The 25,824-nt window shown below is 67.9% G+C and carries 21 protein-coding genes; 14 read left to right on the top strand and 7 right to left on the bottom strand.

Going from position 1 to position 25,824, the window contains the following annotated elements; all coding sequences use genetic code 11:
* Positions 1–474 precede the first annotated feature (474 nt).
* Positions 475–699: a DUF397 domain-containing protein gene (locus Aco03nite_RS48965; RefSeq protein WP_239146065.1), complete on the bottom strand. Its 225-nt coding sequence runs from the start codon at positions 697–699 to the stop codon at positions 475–477.
* Positions 696–1,727 carry a helix-turn-helix domain-containing protein gene (locus Aco03nite_RS48970; RefSeq protein WP_203809443.1) on the bottom strand — a complete coding sequence of 344 codons (1,032 nt, stop codon included), beginning with the start codon at positions 1,725–1,727 and terminating at the stop codon, positions 696–698. Before Aco03nite_RS48970 ends, Aco03nite_RS48965 begins: the two co-directional genes overlap by 4 nt.
* A gap of 713 nt (positions 1,728–2,440) precedes the next feature.
* Here Aco03nite_RS48970 and Aco03nite_RS48975 point away from each other — a divergent pair.
* The 4 genes from Aco03nite_RS48975 to Aco03nite_RS48990 all read left to right on the top strand — a co-directional run bounded on the left by Aco03nite_RS48975 (position 2,441) and on the right by Aco03nite_RS48990 (position 6,240).
* Positions 2,441–2,638, top strand: a complete 198-nt coding sequence (locus Aco03nite_RS48975; RefSeq protein WP_203809445.1) for a hypothetical protein — start codon at positions 2,441–2,443, stop codon at positions 2,636–2,638.
* 91 nt (positions 2,639–2,729) lie between these two features.
* On the top strand, positions 2,730–3,893 hold the full coding sequence (locus Aco03nite_RS48980; protein ID WP_203809447.1) for a hypothetical protein: 1,164 nt from the start codon (positions 2,730–2,732) through the stop codon (positions 3,891–3,893).
* A gap of 144 nt (positions 3,894–4,037) precedes the next feature.
* Positions 4,038–5,612 carry an MFS transporter gene (locus tag Aco03nite_RS48985; RefSeq protein WP_203809449.1) on the top strand — a complete coding sequence of 525 codons (1,575 nt, stop codon included), beginning with the start codon at positions 4,038–4,040 and terminating at the stop codon, positions 5,610–5,612.
* Between the two features lie 22 nt (positions 5,613–5,634).
* The gene (locus Aco03nite_RS48990; RefSeq protein ID WP_239146066.1) at positions 5,635–6,240 is read left to right on the top strand and encodes a TetR/AcrR family transcriptional regulator; all 606 of its coding nucleotides are present in this window, start codon (positions 5,635–5,637) and stop codon (positions 6,238–6,240) included.
* A 4-nt stretch (positions 6,241–6,244) separates the two neighbouring features.
* Here the strand turns inward: Aco03nite_RS48990 and Aco03nite_RS48995 are convergent, their stop codons facing one another.
* The 3 genes from Aco03nite_RS48995 to Aco03nite_RS49005 form a co-directional block, all read right to left on the bottom strand.
* Positions 6,245–7,669, bottom strand: a complete 1,425-nt coding sequence (locus Aco03nite_RS48995) for a WGR domain-containing protein (RefSeq protein ID WP_203809453.1) — start codon at positions 7,667–7,669, stop codon at positions 6,245–6,247.
* 133 nt (positions 7,670–7,802) lie between these two features.
* A complete protein-coding gene (locus Aco03nite_RS49000) occupies positions 7,803–8,060 on the bottom strand; it encodes a hypothetical protein (RefSeq protein WP_203809456.1) in 258 nt (85 codons plus the stop codon).
* A gap of 72 nt (positions 8,061–8,132) precedes the next feature.
* The gene (locus Aco03nite_RS49005; RefSeq protein WP_203809458.1) at positions 8,133–9,140 is read right to left on the bottom strand and encodes an ABC transporter substrate-binding protein; all 1,008 of its coding nucleotides are present in this window, start codon (positions 9,138–9,140) and stop codon (positions 8,133–8,135) included.
* 79 nt (positions 9,141–9,219) lie between these two features.
* On the opposite strand from Aco03nite_RS49005, the gene Aco03nite_RS49010 reads away from it, so the two are divergent.
* Entirely contained in the window at positions 9,220–10,206 is a 987-nt protein-coding gene (locus Aco03nite_RS49010) for a lysylphosphatidylglycerol synthase transmembrane domain-containing protein (RefSeq protein ID WP_203809460.1), read from the top strand.
* A gap of 93 nt (positions 10,207–10,299) precedes the next feature.
* Here Aco03nite_RS49010 and Aco03nite_RS49015 read toward each other — a convergent pair whose 3' ends face one another.
* The gene (locus Aco03nite_RS49015) at positions 10,300–10,842 is read right to left on the bottom strand and encodes a hypothetical protein (protein ID WP_203809462.1); all 543 of its coding nucleotides are present in this window, start codon (positions 10,840–10,842) and stop codon (positions 10,300–10,302) included.
* Positions 10,843–10,993: 151 nt separating this feature from the next.
* Between Aco03nite_RS49015 and Aco03nite_RS49020 the strand changes: the two genes are divergently transcribed.
* From Aco03nite_RS49020 to Aco03nite_RS49040, 5 genes are all read left to right on the top strand, one after another.
* Positions 10,994–12,133, top strand: a complete 1,140-nt coding sequence (locus Aco03nite_RS49020; protein WP_203809464.1) for a sensor histidine kinase — start codon at positions 10,994–10,996, stop codon at positions 12,131–12,133.
* Positions 12,130–12,771 (top strand): response regulator, encoded by a 642-nt coding sequence (locus Aco03nite_RS49025; RefSeq protein WP_203809466.1) that lies wholly within the window; start codon positions 12,130–12,132, stop codon positions 12,769–12,771. Before Aco03nite_RS49020 ends, Aco03nite_RS49025 begins: the two co-directional genes overlap by 4 nt.
* 162 nt (positions 12,772–12,933) lie before the next feature.
* Positions 12,934–14,160, top strand: a complete 1,227-nt coding sequence (locus tag Aco03nite_RS49030) for a DUF3500 domain-containing protein (protein ID WP_203809468.1) — start codon at positions 12,934–12,936, stop codon at positions 14,158–14,160.
* On the top strand, positions 14,160–15,434 hold the full coding sequence (locus Aco03nite_RS49035; protein WP_203809470.1) for a HupE/UreJ family protein: 1,275 nt from the start codon (positions 14,160–14,162) through the stop codon (positions 15,432–15,434). The genes Aco03nite_RS49030 and Aco03nite_RS49035 overlap by 1 nt, the downstream gene beginning before the upstream one ends.
* Complete coding sequence (locus tag Aco03nite_RS49040; protein WP_203809472.1) at positions 15,431–16,834, top strand: nickel/cobalt transporter; 1,404 nt, start codon at positions 15,431–15,433, stop codon at positions 16,832–16,834. The genes Aco03nite_RS49035 and Aco03nite_RS49040 overlap by 4 nt, the downstream gene beginning before the upstream one ends.
* Before the next feature lie 158 nt (positions 16,835–16,992).
* Here Aco03nite_RS49040 and Aco03nite_RS49045 read toward each other — a convergent pair whose 3' ends face one another.
* On the bottom strand, positions 16,993–18,078 hold the full coding sequence (locus tag Aco03nite_RS49045; RefSeq protein WP_239146067.1) for an IS110 family RNA-guided transposase: 1,086 nt from the start codon (positions 18,076–18,078) through the stop codon (positions 16,993–16,995).
* A 402-nt stretch (positions 18,079–18,480) separates the two neighbouring features.
* On the opposite strand from Aco03nite_RS49045, the gene Aco03nite_RS49050 reads away from it, so the two are divergent.
* The 4 genes from Aco03nite_RS49050 to Aco03nite_RS49065 form a co-directional block, all read left to right on the top strand.
* The gene (locus Aco03nite_RS49050) at positions 18,481–19,263 is read left to right on the top strand and encodes a transposase family protein (RefSeq protein WP_203809474.1); all 783 of its coding nucleotides are present in this window, start codon (positions 18,481–18,483) and stop codon (positions 19,261–19,263) included.
* Between the two features lie 232 nt (positions 19,264–19,495).
* Positions 19,496–20,593: a PIN domain-containing protein gene (locus tag Aco03nite_RS49055; protein ID WP_203809476.1), complete on the top strand. Its 1,098-nt coding sequence runs from the start codon at positions 19,496–19,498 to the stop codon at positions 20,591–20,593.
* Positions 20,594–20,630: 37 nt separating this feature from the next.
* Complete coding sequence (locus Aco03nite_RS49060) at positions 20,631–22,121, top strand: serine/threonine-protein kinase (protein WP_203809478.1); 1,491 nt, start codon at positions 20,631–20,633, stop codon at positions 22,119–22,121.
* A 13-nt stretch (positions 22,122–22,134) separates the two neighbouring features.
* The coding region (locus Aco03nite_RS49065; RefSeq protein WP_203809480.1) for an ATP-binding protein at positions 22,135–25,824 on the top strand (3,690 nt) is incomplete at its 3' end.

A 25,824-nucleotide genomic window follows, 5' to 3' on the forward strand; every position in this document is an offset into this window, starting at 1 on the left:
GTTGTTCCGTCTGGCCCCCGTTTACCCCCCGAAAACTCATGCTGATGGCTGACGATTGGCGACTAACGTTGATCGGTGGGCAGTCGCGTCTGCGCTGGTAAACCACCACTCGTGACGACTAGTGGCAAGCTAGAGAGGGCCATGGCCGAGGAGCGTAGGTCGACGGTTCGATTCCGTCGGGCGGCTCAGATGTAGGCTCTGACCAGGGGTAACCCTGGTCAGAGCCTAGGCCTTTTTGGAGCCCGCGCCAAATCCCCTGTTGACCGCCAGCGGCGATCGGGTTGGTTTCATGCCTTTCGAGGCGGCCACCGAGCTATCCGGCCGAACGAACCGTTTCTCTTCTGTCACTGCCCGAGCTCAGGTCCGCTGCAAGATCCGTGGGGGAAAGGGGTGAGCTGACCGTAGACAATCATGTGTCTGGAATCGGATTTCGCGTTCGGATCTTCGGAGTTTGGCGATGGTCCCATGCGGTCCTTAGAGAAGGTTCTCGTCCCGTACTCCCGCGACGAACGCAGTACGCTCGCCCGGAGTGAAGAACAGGGTCGGGCCGTCCGGGTTCTTGCTGTCTCGCAGTGCGAAGCCGCCGTCGGGTAGGTCGGCGACCTCTACACAGTCGCTTCCGCTGCCGGAGGAGCGGCTGCCCTTGCGCCATGTCAGTTCGCTCTGATTGATGTGGCCGTAGCCCTTGTCCTGCTTCACTGCATCTCCTCGGCTGCCGTCCTGATCAGCTCCAGCGACTCCTGGTGTGGCGCGGCCTTTCCCAGCACGTCTTCCCAAGCATCGCGGTACAGCTCGACCTCGGCTCGGTCATCCAAGTAGAGCGTCCGACCCAAGATTTCTACGCAGACTACTTCTCCTGCTTCGCTGTCGGCGAAGCGCAGCACCTGGAAACCGCCGACCTCGGGCACGTACGCGCCGGCTGAGTAGGGGAGCACCTGCACCTGGACGTTCGGCTGGTCGGCGGCTCCCGCGAGACGGGTGAGCTGATCGTGCATCACCTGCTTGCCGCCGATCACCCGGCGCAGGACCGCCTCACCGATGATTGCTTGGAAGATCGGTGCGTCCTTGCCCTGCAAAAGCGTCTGGCGCTCCATTCGTGCGTCGACGAGCCGCGTCGCCTCCTCGGCGTTCTTACCTCTCTGATATGCCGTGACCAGGGCTCGCGCGTAGCCGGGCGTCTGCAGCAAGCCGGGGATGATGTTCGGCTGCCAGGAGTGCAGGCTTGCGGCCTCTGCCTCCAGTCCGAGGTACTGCCGGAACTGCGGGTGGATGATGTCGCGGTAGTCGGCCCACCAGTTCTGCCGCCGCCCGGCCCTGGCCAGGCCCACGACGGATTCGGTCAGCTCCTGGTCATCGACGCCGTAGAACCCGAGCAGGGCCTCGACGTCCTTCGGGCTCGCGGCGACCAAGCCGCGCTCGATACGACTGACGGTCGACTTGTGCGCCCGGATGCTTGCGGCTGCCTCTTCGAGGGTCCATTGCGGACTGCGCTCGTTGCCCGTGCCGATTCGGAGCTTGCGTAGGGCCAGGCCGAGGCTTCGTGCGCTTGCCGTTCCCATCGTCGCCTCCTGTTGCAGGTGGGCCAAGTGTTGCAAATCGCAGTTCCCGGCGTCGGGCGGCTCAGCATGTTGCGTCATCCGTTTGAGTTGCACGTGTGAGCGCGTTGCACGCATGGTTGCATCGGCGTACGTTGTTGCACGCGGGAAGTGATGGTTATCCATGATCATCCCGTGATGGCGAGAGCTTCCGAGTGCGGGGAGGCGTGATGCATGGCAAACGGTCACCCAGGTGGTGGCAGCTACTGAGTCGCCCGCGGTGTCTCTGTGGTCTCCCGTGGGAGTGCCTGGAGGTGAGGCTGGAAGCGATTCGCCAGCCTGAAAGCCGATCGGCCCCGAAGCCTGCGACGGCTGCGGGATTCGAGGGCCCACGCGGGGCCGGTTCCACGATGCCGTTGGGGTTGATCGTGTGTGAGGGAGACCGCACGCCGGCGCCGGAGGATCGCGCGAGAGGGAATCACACGTGCTGATTCCTCGCACGGACCATCAGGGTGGACGGCCTGCCTGGGATTGCCGGGTGTGTGGTCAGGCGTGGCCCTGCGCGGTTGCCAAGGTCGAGCTCGCCGAGCAGTACCAACGATTCCCGCACGGCCTCTCGATCTTCCTCGGCTCGTGCCTGATCGAGGCGATCGACGACTGGGCGGCCAGCTCGGTCGGTCCGCTGCCGAACCTCTACGCACGGTTCCTTGGCTGGTCAGAGCAGCCGGGACTCGGGCATGGCGCCGCAAGCACCCCGAAGACCGTCACGCGATGTGATCCAGGCCGCAATGACCGACGCGGCAGGCGATTCTTCGTTGCCACGCACGGTGGCGGGTCGGGCGAACCGCCCAGATCGAATTCTTGCTCCACGTCTACCGAGATCCTGACGAGAGGAACTGATCGTGATGTCGATCGACCAACCGCTGTGGCGGGCTGCCGGCAACGTCGCCGACGTACTGCTCGCCGACGACTACGCCTCGATCGAGGAGAACGAGATCGAACCGCTCGCCAGGGCCATCTGGGAGTTCCTGGTCGGCCATGACATCGTCGACTCGGGTGCATCCCTGGACGCCGACGACTCCGGGGCCGTTGAAAACGGATGATTCAGTGCGAACACGATCTTGATCGATGTGATCGCGCTTTCCGGTAGTGCAACGCCCGGTGGTGGTTCCGCGCGGGCGTTTGTGCAGCTAGATGACGGTCTCTGGTGGGCTCGTATACTTCCGGGTCGAACCGGGGGAGAGGAACACCATGTACGACCAGTACCAGCCACCGACGGATCCGAACGGTGGGGCGATCGCCCTGACCGCGAAGTACCACGGGATGACCTTCATTCTCGGCCTGTTCCGGCCGCTGATGCTGATCAACGGCCACAAGGTGCCGGTGAGCTGGGGCCGCACCGTGATCCCGATGCCCGCCGGGCAGTACCACGTGCACGTCCACGTGCCCTATCTCATCCCGCCGCGGATCGGGTCCGCCGACTCCGTCGTGCCGGTCTATCCGGGCCAGGTGGTGGAGGTCGAGTACCGGGCGCCGATCATCGGCTGGCTGGACGGGACGATGGGCCCGCCGCCGCAGCGGCACCGGGGGATGGGCGCCGGGATCGCCCTGATGATCGTTCCGCTGGTGGCGCTGCTCTGCGTCTTCGGCCTGCTCGGCAGCGCGGCCGTCTTCCGCACGTCCAGCCAGCCGGTCGCCGTGCCCACCTTCAACCCCGTGCCGATCCCGTCGGCCGACCCGTGGTCACCCGCGCCGTCGACCTCCGAACCGGCCGGCACGGGGCCGTCGTCCGGTGGCGCGACGCCGTCGGCGAGTGCTTCGCTGCCGTGGCCCGACGTGCGGCCGACCTTGAAGTCGGTTCCGGCTCGCACGCTGGCCGGGCCGTCGTGGGCGGCCGGTGACCAGACGTACACGATGGACATCAAGGGTGTGCCGTTCGCCTTCCGGACCCCGCCGACCTGGGGCTGCATTCCCGGCAAGATCGAGATCAAGAACGCGAAGGCGTGGGTGTGCATCGACGAGGGTAAGCCGTTCGAGGCGAACGCGCCGGAACCGGACCGCACCAAGCGCCTGCAGTTCATGCTGCGCCCGTGCCCGAACTCCTGCTCGAACGCCGACGTCGTGGCGGTTGCCCGGGACTGGTTCGACGACGGTGCGAAGGTCGATTTTGTCGACGAGCGTACGTCGTACGTCGAGGTGGCCCGCAACGCCGACGGCCGCTACATCCTGGACATGAGCCACATCATCACCGCCCCCGACGGCACGAAGTGGCAGCTGGCGGTGGGTGTCTACAGCCGCCCGGAGACCAAGTCCCCGGTCCAGAAGATCGTCAACGACATGCTCACCCAGGCGGGGTGACGGGGAACGCTTCCGATCTCACCCCGGCGGGGTGACGGGGGACACTTTCGATACGAAGCCGTTCCGTTATTGCGAGGTGGGCGTTAGCTTGCTTTGTGAAACGGAACGGTTCCGTTTCGGAAAGCTCTCGGGGGACACCCGCACATGGAAACCCAAGCTCAGCCCCAGACCGGGCATCCCCGGCGCTGGGCCATCCTCGGGGTACTGGTCATCAGCCTGCTGGTGGTCGTCCTCGACAACACCGTGCTCAACGTGGCGATGCGCACCATCGCCGACCCGGACCGCGGCCTCGGCGCGACACAGAGCGAACTCGAGTGGTCGATCAACTCGTACACGCTGGTCTTCGCCGGTCTGCTCTTCACCGCCGGCATCCTCGCCGACCGGTGGGGCCGCCGCCTCAGCCTGATCGCCGGCCTGATCGTCTTCGGGATCGCGTCACTGATCTCCGCCTACGCGACCTCGCCCGACCAGCTGATCGGCGCCCGCGCCCTGATGGGCCTCGGCGCCGCGGCCGTCATGCCGGCCACCCTCTCGATCATCTCGAACGTCTTCGACCCGCGGGAACGCCCGCGCGCCATCGGCGTCTGGGCCGGCGCGGTCGGCCTGGCCGTCGCGATCGGGCCGGTGCTCGGCGGCGTGCTGCTCGAACACTTCTGGTGGGGTTCGGTCTTCCTGATCAACGTGCCCATCGTGATCGCCGGGGTGGCGCTGGCCGCGGTGCTCGTGCCGGAGTCGCGCGACCCGAGGCCCGGCCGGATCGACGTGATCGGCGTGCTGCTGTCGATCGTCGGCCTGACCCTGCTCACCTACGGTGTGATCAAGGGTGGCGAGGACGGCTTCGGTCACCTCGCCGCCTGGTCCACGCTCGCCGCCGGCATCCTGATCATGGTGGCGTTCGTGTTCTGGGAGCGCCGGGTCGCGTACCCGTCGCTCGATGTCAGGCTCTTCCTGAACCGGCAGTTCTCCGCCTCGACCGGCATCATCGGCCTGGTCTTCTTCGCCGCCATGGGCGCGATGTTCTTCGGCGCCTTCTACCTGCAGATGGTCCGCGGGTACGGGCCGCTCGCCTCGGGCGCGCTGTTCGTCCCGTTCGCGCTCGGCCAGCTGATCTTCGCACCGGCCAGCGCCTCGATGGTCAAACGGTTCGGCCCGCGCGCGGTCAGCACCGTCGGCCTGCTGCTGGTCGCCGGCAGCCTCGCGATCTGGACCTTCATCGGCGTGGACACCCCGATCGCGCTGGTCGCGGTGGCGTTCTTCGTCCAGGGCGTCGGCATGGCCAACGTGATGCCCCCGGCCACCGAGGCGATCATGGCCACGCTGCCGCGGGAGAAGGCCGGCGTCGGCTCGGCGGTCAGCAACACCATCCGCCAGCTGGGCGGCGCCCTCGGTGTCGCGGTCCTCGGCGCGGTCGTCTCCTCGGTCTACCGCGACCACCTCACCGCCCCGGCCGGGCTACCGGCCGACGTCGTCGAGACGGCCCGCGAGTCGATCGCCGGCGCCTACGCGGTCGCCGGTCAGGCCGGACCGGCCGCACCCGCCCTGCTCGACGTGGCGAATGCGTCGTTCGTCACCGCGATGCACTACGCGGCCATCGGCTCGACCGTGTTCGCCCTGCTCGGCGCGGTGGTGGCGGTCCTGTGGCTGCCCGGCAAGCGCCGCTCCGAGCCCGTCGTCCCCACCACGGCCGGGGAACCGGACCGGGAACTGGCCGGCGCGTAATACACCGGCAACAATGAACCACATGAACAGCAGCACAACGGCCGGCCAGGAGCGCAAGTCTCCTGGCCGGCCCCGCAACGCCCAAGCCGACGAGAGCATCCTCGACGCGGTGCTGGGGTTGCTCAGCGACGGGCAGAGCGCGGCCGCCATCTCGATCGAGGCGGTGGCCGCCAAGGCGGGCGTCGGCAAAGCCACCATCTACCGGCGCTGGCCCAACAAGGAGACGCTGATCATCGACGCGGTCCGGTCGATGAAGGGTCCGCTGCCCGAGCTGGCCGGGCTATCCGTGCGCGAGGATCTGATCGCGCTGATCAAAGCGCACCGCACCCCACGCGCCGAACGGTTCAGCAAGGTCACCGCCTGCCTGCTGCCGGAGATGCAGCGTGACACCGAGCTGGCCCGCATGTACCAGGCCTACGTCGAGCCACGCCGCGAGGTGACCCGGCAGGTGCTGCGGCGCGGCATCGAGACCGGCGAGTTGCGCGCCGATCTCGACGTCGAACTGACCCAGCTGATGCTGTCGGCCCCCGGCATGATCCAGTCGATGCTCCGGATGACCTCGTCCGTCCCGGCGGAGGACTTCCCGGAGGCCCTGGTCGACGCGATCCTCCGGGGAGCAGCCGCCTGACGGCTCAGCGCAGGCGGCGGATCTCGCCGTACGCCCGGTAGAAGCCGCCGCGGGAGGCCTCGCGGACTCCGGTGACGACGTAGCGGGTGCCGCTCTCGCGGATGCCCTTCGGGAACTGGACCTGCCAGTCGCCGTGGTAGCCGTCGGTGACCACCCGGATGCGCAGGCGGCCGGACTCCTCGACACACTCGACGATGATGCCGTCGGCCGGGTCGGTGACGATCTCGACGGTCGTCGACGGGGCGACCTGTGCCATCCGCGGCGGGGCCTTCACGTCGACCGCCACCGGCACGGTGCCGCTCACCGCCGCCTGGATCGCCTGCTCGCTGGCGTCGATGCAGGCCAGAGAGCCGTCGGTGGTGACGATGTAGAGCTTCTCGTCGTGGTACTGCATCGAGTAGGCCGAGCCGCAGCCGGTGGAGAGTTTCCACAACCGGGTGCCGTTGGCGTCGAAGCAGTACACCGACGACGAGCTGTCACCGGCGAAGACATAGCGCCCGTCCTCAGCGGCGGCACACGAGAACACGGCGGCGTCACACAGGTAGGTCTGCCGGTCCCGGCCGTCCTTGCCCAGCTCGACGACCCGCCGGTCGGACGTGCCGGCGTAGACGGTGTCCCGCTCCTGCCAGCCGAACAGCACGGAACCCCTGGTCCCGGTGTGCCACAGCTCCTTGCCGGTACGCCAGTCGTAGCTGGTCACCCCGGCGCTGTGCCCGTGGTGCACGGCGTTGTCGTCGCACCGGACCATCCACGCCGACGATCCGCGGCCCTTGCGCTGCCACAGGAACTCGTCCTCGTGGTCGATCGCGGCGATGCCCCCGTCGGCGTCCGACACACCGAGGACACCGTCGTGGATGTCCAGCCAGTAGATGTCGATCTCGGGCGCGATCCGGTACGCCAGGCGCGGCACCTTGCCGGACAGGTCGTAGACGTTGCCGTCGTCACAGCCCGCGTAGATCCACCGGTCGTCGGCGACGATGCACTTCACCCCGTCCGGCAGGCGGAACTGCTGCTGGACCTGCGCCTGGTGGTTCAGCGTCGTGATCACACCGGCCTCGTTGCCGACCATGCAGACCTCGTCGTCGACGAACACCCCGAACGCCGGGCTGCCGGTCTTGTAACGCCACAGCACCGGCGCGCTCTTGGCGGTCGACCGGGTGCTGACGATCTGCCGCCGGGTGATCGAACGCGGCGCGGTCTGCCCGATCACAGCAGTCGCGTATCCCTTGCGGACCTTCTCGCCGATCTTCTTCGCCGCCTCGGCCTTGGCCTTGGCATCGGTGGTGAACGACGACGTCTTGACCTGCCCACGGTCACCGATCCGCCCGTACCGAATCGTCAGCTCGGTGCCGTCGATGGTCACCTCGTAGAACTTGTGCGCACTCCCGCTGTTCTCGGAGAGTTCGAGGTAGGTCGTCTCGGCCGGCATCGGGCCACCTTTCACCAGGAGGGGGAACACCGAAGACCATAGCCACGCCGTACGACATTCTTGACCGTCGTCGTCCCGTACGGTGGAACACATCAACTTCCGTGATAACCCGGATCCTCACCGGGAGCCGGACTCATACAGTCGTTCCCCAGGTAGACGACGACAAGGTTCGGAGCTCGCACGGTTCCGGCCCGCCGCCCCACGACTCCAGATCGCGGCCGGCGGTCCGTTCCAGTTCTTCGGTGTACGCCTTGACCTCACGGGTGACCTCGGCGAGCTTGCGTACCTCCGGAGCCCGAGCCGCCTCCCGGTTCACTGCCCACAGCGAGGTGGCGACGACGGCGACCGGGATCAGCAGGGCGACGGGGAGCAGGATGCGGAACCGGGGCATCCGGGCACCGTAACAAGGGATCGCAAGGGGTGAAGCCGCTGGTCAGGGGTGATCTCCAGTTCGGTCCACAGTTCAGTGTCCGACTGCCCGGTTGTAGTAGGTCAGGTCGTAGAGGCCGCCCTCCGGCGAGGCCAACCGGTCGATGTCCTGTGGGGTTTCGAAGCCGTGGAACTCGTTGCGGAGTTCCAGGACCGCGCGGAAACCGGCCGGGCTCAGGGCGCCGCGTCGGGCCAGGCCGTCCGCGCTCACGTTCAGGTCGTAGATCGCGGCGGCCAGTTCGGGTGGGGTCTCCGTGTCCACGAGCAGCGCGATCGCCGCGTCCCGGTGGCGAGGATCGAAGAGCCAGACCATGGCCCGGACGTACGCCCGGAGGAACCGCACCGCGACCGACCGGTGGGCGGCCAGCCACTCGCGGTTTCCGGCCACGATCCCGCCCTGGTAGGCGTCGAAGTAGTCGGCCACCGTCCCGATCACCGGCAGCCCGGCCGCGCGGGCCCGGACCACCCCTTCGGCGTTGATGATCGCCGACTCCCACGAGCCGTCGAGCAAACCCTGATAGCGGGCCGGCGTGCTGCCCGCCGACACGAGCGTGTAGTCGGTATCGGCGACGAGACCCTGTTCGAGCAGGATCTTCTCGGCGGGCAGACCGAACCCCGAATGCGGTACGTCCACCCCGACCCGTTTCCCGCGCAGACTGGTCGCGTCGGGATAGCCGGGCGCCGCTGTCAGCGCCAGCCCGAGACCGAGGTCGTGGGCGGCGACGATCACGTTGTCCAGGATCCGGCCGGCCGGATTGCCCGGGTTCAGCTGATAGTTGATGGCGTTGTCCATCGACGAGACGATGAACTCGATCTCCTGCTGGTCGACCTGGACGAAGGTCGGCCGCGACGACACGAACTGGGCATAGTCGACGTCCAGCCGTTCGGCGGCGAAGAATCCGCCGGCCACTCCGGCCAGCATCGGCAGCGACCGTGACGCCGAGCGGACCCGGACGAGATCGGGTGTGGGGGTGGCGGCGGTCGCGGGCGTGGCCGCGACGGCGGTGGCCGCCACCATGACGAGCGTGAGAAGACTCCGCATGCCATTCATCGTCCTCCGTCGATCGGATCCGGGACAGGGGGACCACACGGGTGGCACGCGCGGGGCATGATCGGTCGTTGTGAAGCCAGGGCCGACGTTCCGCAAATGGTGGCGTGCCACGGTGGTGGTCGCCCTGTTGGCGGCCACCGCCGTGCTCGTGCACCGGCAGTTCCCCGATCCGGAGGCGCTGTTCGACCTGCTGCGGGCCGTGGAACCGGGGTGGGCCGCCCTGGCCGTGGCCGCCGGGCTGACCTCGCAACTGGCCTTCGCGCTGCAGCAGCACGGGCTGCTGGTGGCGTTCGGGGTGCCGGTCCGGCCGTCCGAGACGGTGGCGATCACCAGCGCCGCCAACGCGATCAGCACGGTCGTGCCGGCCGGTGCCGTGGTCTCCGCCGCCTACACGTTCCGGCAGTACGCGGTGCACGGCGCCACCTCGGCCGCGGCCGCCGCCGTCACGGTCCTGTCCGGCGTGGTGTCCGCCCTGGCCCTGGTCGTGCTCGCCGCGGGCGGATCCCTGAGCGCCGCCCCGGCCCTGCTCGCGATCCCGGTGGCGGTCCTGGTGGCGGCGGTCGTGGTGGGGCGGCGGCTGCCGGTCGGCCGGTCCCGGATCAAGGACCGGCTCGCCGGCCACCCCCGGCTGCGCAAACTGGCCCGGGAGGCGTACCGGGTGCTGCGCCTGGGCCGGCAGGTCCGGCTGCGGGACTGGGCGGCGGTCTTCGTCTTCGCGGCCGCGAAATGGGTGTTCGACCTGGCCTGCCTGATGCTGGTGGCGGCGGCCTTCGACGCCGAGATGCGCTGGGAGCACCTGGCCGGCGTCTACCTGACGGTGCAGGTGGTGCGGCAGATCCCGCTGACCCCCGGCGGCCTGGGGGTGATCGAGGCCAGCCTGCTGGCGGGCCTGACGGCGGCCGGCGCCACGGCCACCGAATCACTCGGCATCGTCATCGGCTACCGGCTGATCTCGTTCTGGCTGATGCTGCCCGCCGGCCTGGCCGGTTACCTCCACCTGCGGTCGCGGAAACGAGCTACGCCCGCCGGGCCCCGCGAGCCGGCGTCCAGCTGCTGACGGTTTCCTCCGCGTTCCCGTCGGTTACCGGAAACCGAGAGCCGAGACCATCCGTGGCCCGGCCCGGACGCGCGATCCGGGCCGGGATGCGGTCTATCGGAGGCGGGCCATGGCCGCCTGAGCGAGCCCGTTCGCCAGGGTCGGATCACCGGCACCCAGGGACGGGTCGGAAACCATGATCACCACGACGTGCCGGTCCACCGCTGCCGCGACATACGCGACCCACCGGTCGCCCAGGTCGTAGTTGCCCAGGAACAGCACGCTGTCCGGCCCGAGGTGATCCTCGGCGACCGGGTCGAAGCCGTTGTCACCGCCGCCGACACCGCAGTCGGCGAGTTGGGCTTTCAGTTCGGTGAGGTACTGCTGAGCGCCGTCGCCCCGGAAGCGGCTGACGTTCTGATAGACCCGGAACCGGGTGTTGTAGTCGGCGGCCTGCGTTCTGGTCGCCGTCGGCTGCGGGATCGGCCGGTCCGTGCAGGGCTGGGGCAGCAGCGGCCACACCAGTCCTTCCTCGACCGGTCCCGGCGTCGCACCGCCGAGCTCATCCGCTTGCAGCATGAACCGATCCGCGATCCCCCGTGGGTGTGCCACGGCCGGCCCGGTGGCGGCCAGCAGGCCCACCAGAGCGGAAACCATGACAATCAATATGCGTCGCATGTCGGTCATCATCGCTGCCGCCCGCAACCCGTCACGCACCTCCTCCCGCGCGTGGAGGCGAGCCACCCCGGCGGGCCTCGTGAACCGGCGCCCAGCTGCTGACAGGTTCCTCCGTTAGGGTGGCGCGGTCATGCGCTACTTCGTCGGGTCACGGATCGGGATCGCCGCCTGTGCGCTGGTCATCTTCGCCGTGGCCGCGTTCTCGGCGATCACCAACCCGGACGGTGTGAGTCCCACGCTGCTGGCGGTGATGGCCGTACAGGCGCTGGCTCTGGCTCTGCGGCCGAGCGCCGCGGTCTCGGTCTGGATCCTGTGCCTGGCCGGTTACGCCGTGGTCGGTGTGGCGGGGGAGTGGGCCGGTGGCGCCGCCGCGATGTGCCAGGTGGCGCTGCTGAACCTGGCGCTCAAACGCGGCGGGCGGCCCCTCGCGGTGGCCGCCGTCATCACGTTCGCGGTGGTCTTCGCGGTGGTCGTCAGCTACGAGCCGCTGGGGATGTTGCCGGGTATCGGGTTCACGATGATCGCCTGGACCCTCGGCGCGGCCGGGCTCGGTGTGGCGGTGCGTGCCCGCCGTGACCAGGTGGCCGCCGCCGAGGACCGGGCCCGCTGGGCGCTGGAGACCCGGGAGGCCGAGGCGCAGCACCGGGTCACCGAGGAGCGGCTGCGGATCGCCCGGGACCTGCACGACGTGCTCGGTCATCACGTGGCGGTGATCCGGCTGCACACCGGTCTGGCCCGGCGGACCGTGCGGTCCGATCCGGATCAGGCCGAGACCGCGCTGCGCGAGGCCGAGTCGGCGGGCAAGGCGGTGCTGCGGGAACTGGCCGGGATGCTGCAGGTGTTGCGCGAGCCGGGGCAACGGGACGCGGCGGTCCCCGTACCCAAGTTGGCTGATATTGATCTTTTGGTGGCGACCCTGCGCAGCGGCGGCATGGCGGTGACCGTCGACCGTGACGGGGATCCCGCGCTGGTGCCGGACGTGGTCGGGATGACCGCTTTCCGCCTGGTTCAGGAGCTGCTCACCAACGCGCGACGGCACGGCGACGGCCCGGTCACCCTCACCGTGCGGGCCACCGCCGACGAGCTGACCGTCCGGTCGGTGAATCCGGTCGCCGCCGGGCACACGACCGGGACCAGCGGATACGGGCTGATCGGGATGCGCGAGCGGGTCCGCGCCACCGGCGGCCGACTCGAGATCACGGCGGGCGAGCACCTCTTCGACGTCACGGCGGTCCTGCCGCTGCACCCGGAAGGACCAACACACCCATGACCGATTCTGTACGGGTACTCATCGTCGACGACCAGGCGCTGATCCGGGTCGGCCTGCGGGGTGTGCTGGAGTCCGAGCCGGGCATCGTGGTCGCCGGAGAGGCCGCCGACGGTGCGGCCGCGGTCCGGGCGGTCCGGGCCGGTGGCATCGACGTGGTGCTGATGGATCTGCGGATGCCCGGTGTGGACGGGATCGAGGCCACCCGCCGGATCACCGCCGAGGGCGGGCCGGCCGTGCTGGTGCTGACCACGTTCGAGACCGACGGCAACGTGCTCGACGCGGTCGCCGCCGGGGCCCGCGGATATCTGGGCAAGGACGCCGACCCGGAGGCGGTGATCGAGGCGGTCCGGGTGGTGGCCCGCGGGCACTCGCTGCTGTCCCCGAAGGCGATGGCCGCCCTGACCGCGCGTGTCCCGGCCCGGTCGCCGGGCGCCCTCACCACGCTGACCGACCGGGAGCGGGAGATCGCCCTGTTGGTCGCCACCGGCCTGAGCAACGAGGAGATCGCCGCCCGGCTGTCCATCTCCCCGCACACGGTGAAGACCCACGTGAACCGGGCGATGGCCAAACTGGGTACCGGCGACCGGGCCGCGCTGATCGTCGCGGTGTACGACAGCGGCATACCGCGGCCGCGGTAGACGAATACCGCCGCCAGGGGATGACAACAATTGCAGGATGTGCGTAATTCACAGCCAATTCAAATGTGTCTGTGAATGTCCGATGATGCGTTGATTTTCCATTCCGCGGATGTCAAGAATTGCTCGCAGGTAATTCTCAGCATCCGTTCTCAAGGAGAATCCGTGAAGGAAGAAAGCAAGCCGGCGTCCCGGCGCTGGCGGGGCCTGGCCATCGCCACCGCGGCAGCCGCCCTGCTCAGTGCCGGTGTCGTTGCCGCGAACGCCGCCACTGTCGACCGCAACACCGGCGGGAACGGGACCAGGGCGGCGGCGATCAAGAATCCCACCGGCGGGGCCAAAGGCGTGCCGGGGCTGGCGAATGCCGCCAACGCGTTCCTGTCCACCCTGACCGACGAGCAGAAGGCCAAGGCGCTGCTGGAGTTCACCGAGGAGAACGCCACCGCCTGGTCGAATCTGCCGTGCGCCGACACCTGCCGTCCGGGCGTCGGGCTCGGTGACCTCGACGAGGACCAGCTCACCCTGGCCAAGGCCGTGCTGAAGGCGGCCACCGGCACCGGGACGGGCACCGGCTTCGACCAGATCCAGAAGATCGTGGCCGCCGACGAGGTCCTCGCCGGTGACGCCGGATCCGGCGCGCCCGGTGGCGGCGCCCCGTCCGCGGACCCGTCGGCCAGTGTCCCGGCCGACGCCCCGTCCGGCGGGCCGCCCGGCGGTGGCGGTGACATGCCCGGCCTGACCTACGGCAGCGACTACTACTACCTGGCGTTCCTCGGTACGCCGTCGGCCACCGGCACCTGGGAGCTGAACTTCGGCGGGCACCACCTGGCCGTCCACCTGACGTACGAGAAGGGCAAGGTCACCAGCGCCAGCCCGTTCTTCCTCGGCGTCGAGCCGATCAGCTACACCACCGAGGACGGCACCGTCGTCGAGGCGATGGCCGCGCAGAAGAAGGCCGTCACGGCGCTCGCCAACGGTCTGACCACCGCGCAGAAGACGTCCGCGACGCTCGACCAGTCGTTCACCGACGTGCTGGTCGGCCCGCAGAAGGACGGCCAGTTCCCGGAGACGAAGTCCGGACTGGCGGTCAAGTCGCTCAACGCCAAGCAGAAGAAGCTGGTCCTGGACGTCGTCCGGCAGTGGGTCGGCAACGCCGACGACGCCACCACCGCGCAGCTGATGAAGACGTACGAGACCGAGCTGAACCAGACGTTCGTCGGCCTGTCCGGCGGCACCGGTTACGACACGCAGGGCGACTACCTGCGCATCGACGGCCCGGGCGTGTGGATCGAGTTCGTCTGCCAGAACGGCGTCGTCTACAACACCGAGATCCACTACCACACGGTGTACCGCGACCACGTCCGTGACTACGGGGCCGAGTTCGCGTTCTGATGATCCGGAACCGCATCCTGCGCCTGCTCGCGGGGATCGCGGTGGCGGTACCGGCGGCGCTCCTGCTCGGGGCGTCGCCGGCCGCGGCCCATCCCATGCCGCACTCGGTGGTCCTGCTCGACGTGCACGAGACGTCGGTGACCGCGCACCTGCAGATCCCGCTCAGCGAGCTCTCCCTCGCCGGCGGCCTCACCGACACCGCGTCCTACCTGGCCGCCCACATCAAACCGACCGGCACTGACGGCGCCGCGTGGACCGTCGAGGTCGGCGACACGGCTGTCACCTCGGACTCCACCGGGGCATACCAGGAACTCGACGCCGACGTGACGCTCAGCCCGCCGGCCGGCGGCGACGTGCGGCACTTCACCCTGGCGTACGACGTGGTGGTCCATCAGGTCGTCACCCACACCGCGCTCGTCTCGGTCCGTGAGGACTGGGCCGCCGGGCAACTCGCCGAGAACGGTGGCGAGGCGGTCCAGGTCGGCACCATCGGGATCGACAACCGGACGCTGACCGTGCCCCCGCTCACCGTCGACCTCGACGGCGGCAGCGCCTGGTCCGGGTTCGTGGCGATGGCCGAACTCGGCGGGCGTCACATCCTGGAGGGCACCGACCACCTGCTGTTCCTGCTCATCCTGCTGCTCCCGGCGCCGCTGCTGGCGCGCGGCGGGCGATGGCGTGCGGTCAGCGAACCCCGCACGGCGATCAAACACATCTGCCGTACGACGGTGGCGTTCACCATCGGACACTCGGCCGCCCTGGCGGTGACCGCCCTGACCCGGCTGGACGTTCCGGCGTGGCCGGTGGAGGCGTTCATCGCGCTGAGCATCCTGGTCGGCGCGGTGCATGCGATCCGCCCGATCTTCCCCGGCCGGGAAGCTTCGGTGGCGGCGCTGTTCGGTCTCGGACACGGGATGGCGTTCTCGTTCACCCTGGCCGAGATGCAGCTGTCCACCGGGCGCCTGGTCCTGAGCCTGTTCGGCTTCAACCTGGGCATCGAGCTGGTCCAGCTGATCATCGTGGCCCTGACCCTGCCCGCCCTGGTGGTGATCGCCGGCACCCGCTTCGGCCCGGCCGTCCGGGTCACCGGCGCGATCCTGACCGGCGTAGCGGCCACCGGCTGGCTGGCCGACCGCCTGGGCCTGCCGAACCCGGTCGCCACCGTCGCCGACATCCTGGGCACCCACACCACCCCGACCCTGGCCGCCGTGACCATCGTGTCGGCGGTGGCCCTGGGCGCGGTGTACACGTCGTCCCGAAGGGCCGCGGCATGAGGTATCGGCTGCCTGCCGCCGTCGCGGTGCTTGCCGCGGGCATCCTTCTTCCTTCCGCACCGGCCACCGCGCACCCGCTTGATCAAGTCGTGCACGAGGTGACGCTCTATCCGGACACCGGTGTGCTGGGTATCGAGGTCGACCTCCTGCCCGGCACGTTGGTGGCCGGGGCGTTCGCCCGAACCGTCGACACCGACGGTGACGGGGCGCTGAGCCCGGCGGAGATCGCGGCCCATGCCGCGTCGGTCGTGAGCGGACTGTCGGTGACCGCCGACGGGACTTCGCTGCCGGTCACCGTGGGGCGGACCAGCTACCCGGAGTATGCGGTGATGGCGTCCGGCGGTGGTGTCACGGCGATCCTCGCCTCGATCGCCCTGCCCACCGGGACCGGCGAGATCGGCTTCACCGACGGATACTCCAGTGGCCTGGACGAGACGGTGACGATCGACGTCTCGGTGAACGGTGCCGTCACGGCCTCCTCCTCGTCGCGCATCCTGTCCTACCAGGTCACGGCCCGGGCGGCCGAGGTCGTGGCCACTCCAGGGGTGGAGTCCGGCGGCTATACCGGGCGGGTGTTCTCGGCTCTGCGGGAACCGCTCGGTTCGCCGTGGACGCTGGCCGTCCTGATCGGGGTGTGTGCGTTGCTGGGGGCTTTCCACGCGCTGACCCCGGGCCACGGCAAGACGCTGATGGCCGCATATCTGGTTGGCGCGAAAAGCACGCCCCGCCAGGCGATCACCTTGGGCGGCATCATTACGGTGACCCACACCGCCTCGGTGATCCTGCTGGGCACCATGGTCGTCCTGATCGGCGACCGGGTGATGCCCGGTGTCCTGGTGCCCGCGCTGGAGTTGGCGGCCGGCGGTGTGGTCCTGTTCCTCGGCATCCGCTTGGCCGTCCGCCGCTGGCGCTCCCTCCACACCCACCGAACCGCGCACGCCCATGCGCATTCCGGTGACCACACACATTCCAGCGACCATGCACATACCGGCGACCATTCGCACGCCCATGACCATGGGCACTCACACGGCCGCGGCCATTCTCACAGTCATGATCATCATGTGCCGCGCAGTTGGCGAGAACTGCTGGCCATGGGCCTGTCCGGCGGCATGATCCCCTGCCCGGAGGCACTGAGCATCCTGATCCTCGCCGTAGGCCTGAACCGCGCCGGCCTCGGAGTGGCCATGATCGTCGCTTTCAGCATCGGCCTCGCCGCAGTCCTGGTAGGCCTGGGCCTGTTCCTGGTAACGGTCCGCGGCGCACTACAGAGAATCCACCCACCCGGCGACAGCATCTTGATCACCAGATTGCCGCTGGTCTCCGCAGCGGTAGTGGTGATCCTCGGCGTCGTCATGTTCTCCACCGGAGTACTCCACGCAACGGCCGAAGCGTCGATCTAACCCACGGACAAGGGATCGCAGGCTCAAATCCTGTCAGCCCGACCATTAAAAAGCCCTGACCAGCGGTAACGCTGATCAGGGCTTTTCTTTTTGTCCGTTGTGATTTGACCCGCCCCCGAAAACCCCTGATTTACCTGAATCGGCGGGCGGGTTCGTCATCAGTGAGATGCTTCTATAGCTGTCAAGTGGTGCTGGGGGCCATGCTGGCGCTGTTCAGGGTCCGGAAGAGTTGTCTGCTGGTGTAGCGCTTGAGGCTGCGCATGACCTCGCGCTTGGTGCGACCCTCGCTGGTGCGGCGGGCGACGTAGTCGCGGGTGCGGGGGGTCGTGTCCCATGCGGACCAGTGCGACGGTGTAGAGCGCCCGGTTCAGGCGGCGGTCGCCGCCGCGGTTGAGCCGGTAGCGGGTGGTGTTTCCGGACGAGGCCGGCAGGGGTGACGCGCCAGCCAAAGCGGCGAACGCCGCTTCGGAGCGGATGCGTCCCGGATGAGACCAGGCGAGCAGGACGGTGGCGGCGACGACAGGACCGACGCCGGGAAGGGCGAGCAGCTGGGGTGCTTGCGCGGTGACGGCTTGCTGAAGTGCCGTGTGGTTGGCGGCGAGTTCCGCATCGAGAACGCGGATGCATCGAGCCAACCGGATGGCCTCGGCGCGGCATATGACCAGCGTGATGCCGTCGCTTCGGGTGCGCCAGGCCGCGATGGTCGCGATCGTCGTGGTGGTCAGGGCCCGGCGGGCGTCAACACCGAGATCGACCGTGCGCAACAGCGCGGTCAGCGCGTTGACCGCGCGGGTGCGTTCGCCGCTCATCTGTTCGCGAGCCGCTGCCAGGACTCGTAGCGCGGTGCGATCGCCGGCCTGCCGCGGCCAGCACAGATGGTCGACATCCAGGCTGCGAGCGGCCTGGGCCATCGCGACGGCGTCCACCGTGTCGCTTTTCCCGCGGCGACGCCGGGTGGTAGCCGGGATCTCGGGTGCCTCAGCGACGGTCAAACCGGCCGCGACCAGCTGCTCGGTGAAGGTGGCGCCGTAGGACCCGGCGCCGTCGACGACGATCAGCGTCGCCGCGGTCTGGGTGTGGCGTTGGATCCAGCCGACGGCACGGCGCAGCCCGGCGGGGGTGGCAGGGAACTGTGCCGGCTGACTGATCGCGCCGGTGGCGGCGGTGATCAGGGCGAGGATGTGGGAGGCGGCGTGGGTGTCCACGCCGACGATGAAGTCGTACTGGTCTGCGACGATGGCCATTGCGGCGCACTGCCTTCCCGGGGAGACGTCGTGACGGCGTCGGCCCAGGAAAGGTGCTCTCGAGGCAGGACTGTGATGAGCCACGACCCGCTGCAACGGGTCGGGCAAGCTTCTGATCAAGCCACCGAGAGAGAGCAGGGCCGACGCCCGACCCACGACCGGATGGGCAGATCTCACTGAGAGCACCCTGCGGGGCAACCATTTTCATGAGCCACACCCGGTCGCGATCATGACGCCGACCCTGCCAGCCAACCCCAGGCCGGCCAACACCGAGTTTCACAGCCATTTTCATCGTGACCGTGCAGGTCACAGCAGGGGCATCACGGCGGAGTCGACATAGGATGAGGCTCCCGGTAAGACAGCAGTCGACCAAGATCCGATGCCCCAACCGGGAGCCTCGCTGTGCTGTCTTACCCTGCCGCGATTCCGTTGTCCACTCGCAGCCTGAACCACCTCGCCGGCCTCATCCGAGCACACCGCAACCAGCGCAGGTCTCGGTGGCGGCGCCTCGACCCCGGCCGGCAAGCACTGCTCGCCCTGGCACACCTGCGCAACGGCGACACCCTGACCCGCCTGGCCTGCGGTTTCGAGATCGGCGTGACGACCGCCTGGCGCTACGTCCGTGAGGCCGTCGACCTCCTCTCCGCCACCGCCAACGACCTCGAAACAGCGATGACCAGGATCCGGCTGCTTGCCTACGTGATCCTCGACGGCACCCTGATCCCGATCGACCGGGTCGCCGACCAGAAGCCCTACTACTCGGGAAAGCACCGCCGCCATGGCGTGAACGTGCAGGTCATAGCCGACGCGGCCGGCCGACTGATCTGGGTGTCGGCAGCTCTGCCCGGTGCGGTCCATGACCTGACCGCAGCCCGTACTCACGCCATCATCAAGGCCTTGACCAGCGCGAAGGTGATGACGTTCGCCGACAAGGCCTATCAAGGAGTCCGCGGCAGCGTCCGGACCCCGTTCAAACGGCACCGCTACCGGCCGAAACTCTCCGCCTGGCAGAAGAAGGTCAACCGGGCACACGCCCGGATCCGAGCCATCGGCGAACGCGCCAACGCCACCCTCAAGATCTGGAAGATCCTGACGAAACTCCGCTGCAGCCCGCACCGGGCGACCCCGATCGTGCAGGCCATTCTCGTCCTGCACCAGGTCGAGCACCCGGCCTACTCAGGATGAAAAAGGCTCAATGTGCACACCGCCGTTGATGTCGCGCTGCCTTTCGCACACCCGCTCGTGCGATCCGGTCAATATAAGCGGTCCGCCGGCAAGGAGAACCGTATACGAGCCGCTCGGGTGGGAGCGCCACGTCGTGAGGTAACCCCGACCTGGACCTGGCGACGTCCGCTGGAGCCGGATGACGGCCAGAAACCGGAAGAAAGTTGTCGTACCCTTCTGCCAGGCTGACCAGGTGGACCTTGAAGATCGCCAGTCGCCCGGTCCGAGCCGGGAACATCCCGCCGCGCTCGTTCCTGCTCAAGTGAGCTGGGAGATCCCTCTGAAGTGGCGGCTCCGGCCTGACCTGATGCACATCACCGGGGAGCCGCAGCTCGTGGCGGTGCTCGACACAAATGCCATCGCAACGGCTTGCTGCATGGAGGCGATCTCGGGTCATCAATCGTTGGCCACCCGGCTCGTGCTCACGGGCCGGGTGCCCTGCTTCATCGCGGAGCACGTGCCCGGGGAGATGGATGAGCACCTAGACCGGATCGCCAGAAAGATCGGCGTTGACGCAGGGGTAGCGACGAGCGTCTGGAGAGATCGGGTCGCCCCGCTGTTCCGGGTTGTCGACCTACCCATCGGGGAGTACCTGCGACCGGAGATCGCTGGAATCAGGCAACCCGAGCCGGTAGGTGACCCAGATGACTGGCCGAGCCTTGCCATCGCAGCCTTCCTCGGGCCAGCGGCGATCATCACGCGGGACGGAGTATTTGCTCGGCTCGGCTACGCCAACAAGGCCAGCGACTGGACAGTCACGGCGAAGGTACTGAGGCGGGCGGCTGCTCTCGAAGGCGAGCAGATCGACCGTGCAGTAGTGGCGATCATGAGTACGCAGATGATGTGGGCCGGCGTTGGCGGGCTCGTGAAGCTCGGTCGACGCTTCCCCTGGACTGTGCCTGTCTCCTTGGTTCTTGCCGCTGTCGCGGGGCGGCTGCTGTGGCAGGCGCGGGCGGACGTGCAAGCTGGGGGTCGCGATCTGCTGGATCATCTGGGCCTGCAAATGCGCCGGGTCCTGGCGGAAATGGGCGAATACGCCCAATTGAGGTCTGATCTGTTGACGGTGCACGATCCACCCTGGCGGGCCGAGTCCCCCACGGAGCGGTGCGCTCGAACGCTGGCCCGCAGCGGCGAGGCGATGACGCCCGGCGAGTTGCGCGATGTCATGAATCTGGCCAGCAGCGAACAAGTTACTGCAGCAGGCCTGAGGCGGATCATGAGCGCCCACCCCTCGTTTATTCGACTGCCCGGGGACCGGTATCAGATCGGACGGCCGGTACCGGTCGAGTAGATGACAGTCATAGTCAGCTTCGAATAGCCACGAAAGAATGATTTTTATGCAAGGAGCAACGCTCCAACTTGGCAAGTTTTGGAAGATTGGCGAACGCCTCGGCGGTGGGGGCTTCGGCCAGGTGTACGCCGCCGCCGGCGGCGGCGAGGACGCGGCGGTCAAATTCGTCAAAAGGCTTCCTGGGGCGCAGGGCGAGCTGCTGTTTGTGGATCTCGGAGAAGCTCGCAACGTCGTGCCGGTCATCGACCAGGGCGAGACTGAAGACGCCTGGGTCATCGTCATGCCCCAGGCCGAGAAGTCGCTGCGAGACCTGCTGAACGAGATTGGCGGCGCTGGTCTCGGGGTGGGTGCGGCGGTGGGTGTGTTGACGGACATCGCCCAAGCCTTGGGCGACCTGGCGGGCCGTGTGGTTCACCGCGACCTCAAGCCGGAGAACGTGCTCTTGGTGGACGGTCGGTGGTGCCTCGCAGACTTCGGGATCTCCCGGTTCGCCGATGCCACCACGGCGCCCGACACCCGTAAATTCTCCAAGACGCCGCTGTACGCGGCCCCAGAACAGTGGCGTGACGAACGAGCGACCAGTGCGACCGATGTCTATGGCTTCGGAGTAATCGCCTACGAGCTGATCACAGGGCGGCGGCCGTTCGTCGGTCCCGACGTGTCGGATCTCCGAGAACAGCACCTTCATGAGACCCCGGCACCCCTGCCCAACGTTCCGGTCACTCTGGCGGCCTTGGTCATGGAGTGTCTATACAAGCAAGCTGAAGCTCGCCCGGCCGCCACGGATTTGGAGCGACGGCTGGACGGAGTTCTGATCCCGGCTGCAACGGCCGGACTGTCGCGTCTACAGGCAGCTCATCACGAGCAGGTGGGTAAGCGAGCCGAGGAGGAGCGCTCGGCGTCGCGGGCGGCCAGTGCCTCGGAGCGGCGAGAGCGACTCCTGGATGCGGCACGGCAGAACTACCTCAGCATCTCGGGCACGATCCGGGCATCGTTGGCGGATGCTGCGCCCTCCCCTGCTGCCATTCCGTCTCCCCGGGACGGCCAATGGACGATGCGACTGGGTCAGGCCACGCTCAGGATGACCCCGCCGATCACTGCGTCTACCGACCGATGGGGCGATCCGGGCCATCCGTTGTTTGATGTGATCGCTGTGGCCGAGATCGGCTTGCGGATCCCGGCAGGCCGTAACAGGTATGAGGGCCGCAGCCACGCACTTTGGTACTGCGACGCCCTCGAAGAGGGCCGGTTCGGCTGGTACGAGCTGGCGTTTATGCACAATCCGCTGATGGCAAGGACGTCATCTGTCGCGCCGTTCGCTCTCGGACCGGGGCCGGAGTCCGCCGGAGCGTTGTCTTCGGGAATGGACGTATTGCAGCTGGCTTGGCCATTCACGAAGCTGACCGGCGAGGATCTGGACGGCGTGATCAGCCGGTGGGCTGGTTGGCTGGTCGATGCATCGTCACCGGGGTGGAGCCAGCCCAGCCTGATGCCAGAGGTCGAGATCCCGTGGGTGTGGCGGCGATGAGGAAACCAAGGACATGAGCACCCAACCCCCGCAGAGGCAGGTATCGCCCGAAGCCACAGGCGGTGCCGGCACCATCGAGGAGTACACCCTTGGTGCCGTCGCGCTCGCTCGCCTCTTAACGGGCGATCTGCTGCCGGGCCTCACGGCGCCCCTCGCCACCGTGGCGTTCCAGCGGCGCGTGGCCGGGAACACGCTTGATGATCTAGTGCTGCGCTCGGACACAGGCACCGCCGAGAATGGCATCGATTTTCAGATCAAGCGGACGGCGTCTCCGGCTCCGTCAAACGACGCCTTCGTTGACGCTCTTGGCCAATGCATCGACACGCTGAGGCAGGAGCGGGAGGCGCTCGCCGCGGGGCGCCTGAGGCTGGGATTCGGCGCCTCCGGCCCGCGTGGGCCTCTGGAGCAGCTGCAGAGACTGACGGAGATCGCCCGGTCCCACTCGACGGTCGCGACGTTCCGAGGGGTTCTCGTCCCGGGTGCTACTTCCGGGGAGGTGCGGACACGTTACGGGTACTTCAAGGACACCGTGGACGTGGCGATCAAGGCCCACGGCGAGACCTTGACTGACAACCAGTTAGACGAGTTGGCGTATGAACTCCTCAAGTACCTGCACGTCTGGATTTTCGAGGTCGGCGACGACGGCCGTGACGTGCTGGAGGCCCAGAGCCGACTGTCTACGATCCTTCCGCCGGGTGCCACAGAGGCGCACATAGTGTTCTCGGAGCTGCGGACGCTGGCTGAGGCCTGGGGGCCGAACGCGGGTGTCATCGACGCCCCAATGCTCCGAGCCGCGCTCAACGCCCGCAGCATCCCCTTGACAGCGGATCCGCGCCACCGGACTGAACTGGGGCGAGTTCTTGACGCCTCGCGCCAAGAACTCGCCCGCACCGTTGATCAGATGGGCGGACGCCTGCGGCTCGAGCGAGCGACCCCGGCTCGCGAACTTGGTAAGGCCATCCAACTCGGCGGCATTGTGCTCGTGTCTGGCGCGGCCGGCGTCGGCAAGTCCGTTCTTTCCCGGCGGGCGGTCCAAGACCTAGATGAGTCCGCGACGGTCGTTGCGATTAGCCTCTCGACCCGCAGCGGCGACACGCTGGCCACCGTACAGCAGGAGTTGGGCGTCTCCCACCTCAAGACGGTGCTGGGCGCCGCACCCACAATCGGCCCCCGAGTACTGCTAATCGACGGAGCTGAGCACGCGCTGACAGATGCGGGTCGGCTCTTGGAGTCACTTCTGGATGCCGCGCCAACCGCGGGAACAGCCTCGCCACCATGGACGGTTGTGATTACGAGCCGTGCGGATGCGGCCGTGCAGTTGACCGGGCGACTTGGGGACCGTCTTACAACGTACATCTTGCTCGACGAACTATCCGATCTCGAGGTAGACGAGGTCAGTACAGCCTTCCCCGCGTTGGCGCCCCTCCTGCGCCATCCCCGGAGCAAGCGCCTGCTACGCCGACCGTATCTGGTGGATCTCCTGGCCCGATCCCAGGTTGCCCCTGGGGAGAATGAGGTACTTGGCGAAGAGGACGTCATCGCGGTGGTCCACGAGAAGGTCGTGCGGCGCAGCGAAGGGCTCGTGCCCGGGCAAGGTTCGCCACAGGACCGCGACGTCGCGTGGATCATGCTTGCAGAAGCCGTCATCGCGGGGTCCGGAAGCAGCCGTCTGCCGAGCGCCGACGGAAAAGCCATCAGTGGGCTCGTCAGCGACGACATCTTCCAACGCCATCGTTCGGCGTACCGCTTCGCCCATGACGTCTTGGCCGACTACGCCACGGCCATGCGGCTAGTCGAAGACGATGGCGCTGCGCTTCTGGGGTCGGCAAGCACTCCACGCTCGCTAATCCGCGCGGTGAGGTTGGCCATCCAGCACAGACTCGCTGAAGCAACGGATGACGCCGTTGATGTCCGTCGAGCCTGGAGCGACGCGGTGAGCCTGTGCCAGGAGCTCGCGGCCCGAGACGGAAGCCGTTGGGACGAAGTGTCGTATGAAGCACTCGTCTCCATCGGTAGCCCGGACAGCGTGTTGGCCCATCTGACCCCTGAGCTGCTTGCCAGAGACGGCGCTGGGCTGCACAAACTCATCGACATCACCGGCCGGTACGCGGCTACTTCCCGGATCCAACCGGACGGCGAAGCACTCCAACTCGACGATGTGCTGGCTGCGCCCGTCGTGGCGCTTATTGGTGCCCTTTCTGACCGTCTGCCGCAGCGGCTGAATGGCATGGCGACTCAGTTGGTGCGTCGCTGGCTTGTGAGCCTGGAAGTGAATGGGCGTCAGGCAACAGCCTTCATCCCCGACCCCACTACTTTGAGCGCTGTGGTGGCCAAATGGACAGCTGACATTTGGTACGGCGATCCGTACGACGCGGCGCTAGCGGTTGTGGGACTGCTTGGCGGCTACCTATCACCGGACGCTCGGGCGCTTCTCGACCGTGCGAAGGAGCGTGGACATGACCTATATGTAGTAGTCGAGGATCCGGAAGTGGCGGCCGCATTGGCCAGAGACAACCCGGATCTGTTGCTCGAACTCGCTGGAAGCTGCTACTTGGATCTACCCCTCACGCTGGACCCGGAGGTACCTAGCCGCCGGCCCGCCCGCTCAGCCAAGCGTCGACCAAGGCGGAAGCGTACAGGCCTGTCTGGGTACGAGGATGAGGACGGCGTGCGAGAGCATTCCCCTCACACGTCCCGCCGTTTTGGATTTGGTCTGGCCGGACCTGACTGGGGGCCGTTCGCGGTACTGCTGGCCAGTTCCCCGGCACATGGGCTCAGGCTCGTGGGGGCCGTAGTCGACGCCGCCTCTGATGCGCGGATCCGCGTCGAGGCGTCGTTCGGTGTTCCGCGGGGTGAGATCAGGCTTCCCCTGAGCCTGCCGCACTGGGCCGAGGCCGTGATGTACAGCGGGCCGGGTACCGCTTGGGGCTGGTATCGCCGGTCTGGCATCGGCGCGTACACCGCGATGTCGGCGCTGATGGCGCTTCGCGCCTGGGCGAAGACACAGCTGGTGGCGCGGCCCCTAGCTGACGTGCTCGACGACGTACTCTCGGCCGGCGAGAGCGTGGCCTTTCCGGCGGTGGCCTACTCGCTCGTCGTGCTGGATCTGGCCGCGGCTGGGGACACGGTTGACGCCTTCTTGGAGCATCCCGCTGTGTGGGACATGGAGATCGCGCGGATCGTCGGCGAAAGCGGACCGTTTCGGGCAAGCGACGACCAAGAGGCCCTACAAGTACCTCCGGACCAGATCGCGATATGGATGGTGGTCACAGGCGACGACGAACGTAGGGCCGTGCTCAAGGCCGTGGGTGAGCGGCTCGTCGCCAGATCCCACGAGGCGCTGGGCAGTCCGGAGGACGACGCTGATCTGCCTGTCGCACGCCGTCGGGCGCTTATGTTTGACTCAGCGTCACAACGGATCGTCCCGTCTGTGGAACGACCCGGCATGATTGAGATCTCGGTCGAGGTACCGACCGACCTCCAGGAGCGGCTTGAACAAGGCGGCGGCCGCGCCGCAAACCTTAACCTCGCCTTGACCAGCGCAATGCTCGCAGCCCTGAAGATCCGTGACGGGGAGGCGATCGAGCCACGGGCGGCGCACCTGTACACCAAAATCCAGGAACTCTTGCAGTCTGTTGCGGAGACGCCTGGGACCGCCCCGCTGTACACCGTGGATGACGCACGGGCGGTTGCCGCCGCTGCT

It is taken from the genome of Actinoplanes couchii (assembly GCF_016862075.1).
Taxonomy (GTDB): Bacteria; Actinomycetota; Actinomycetes; order Mycobacteriales; family Micromonosporaceae; genus Actinoplanes; species Actinoplanes couchii.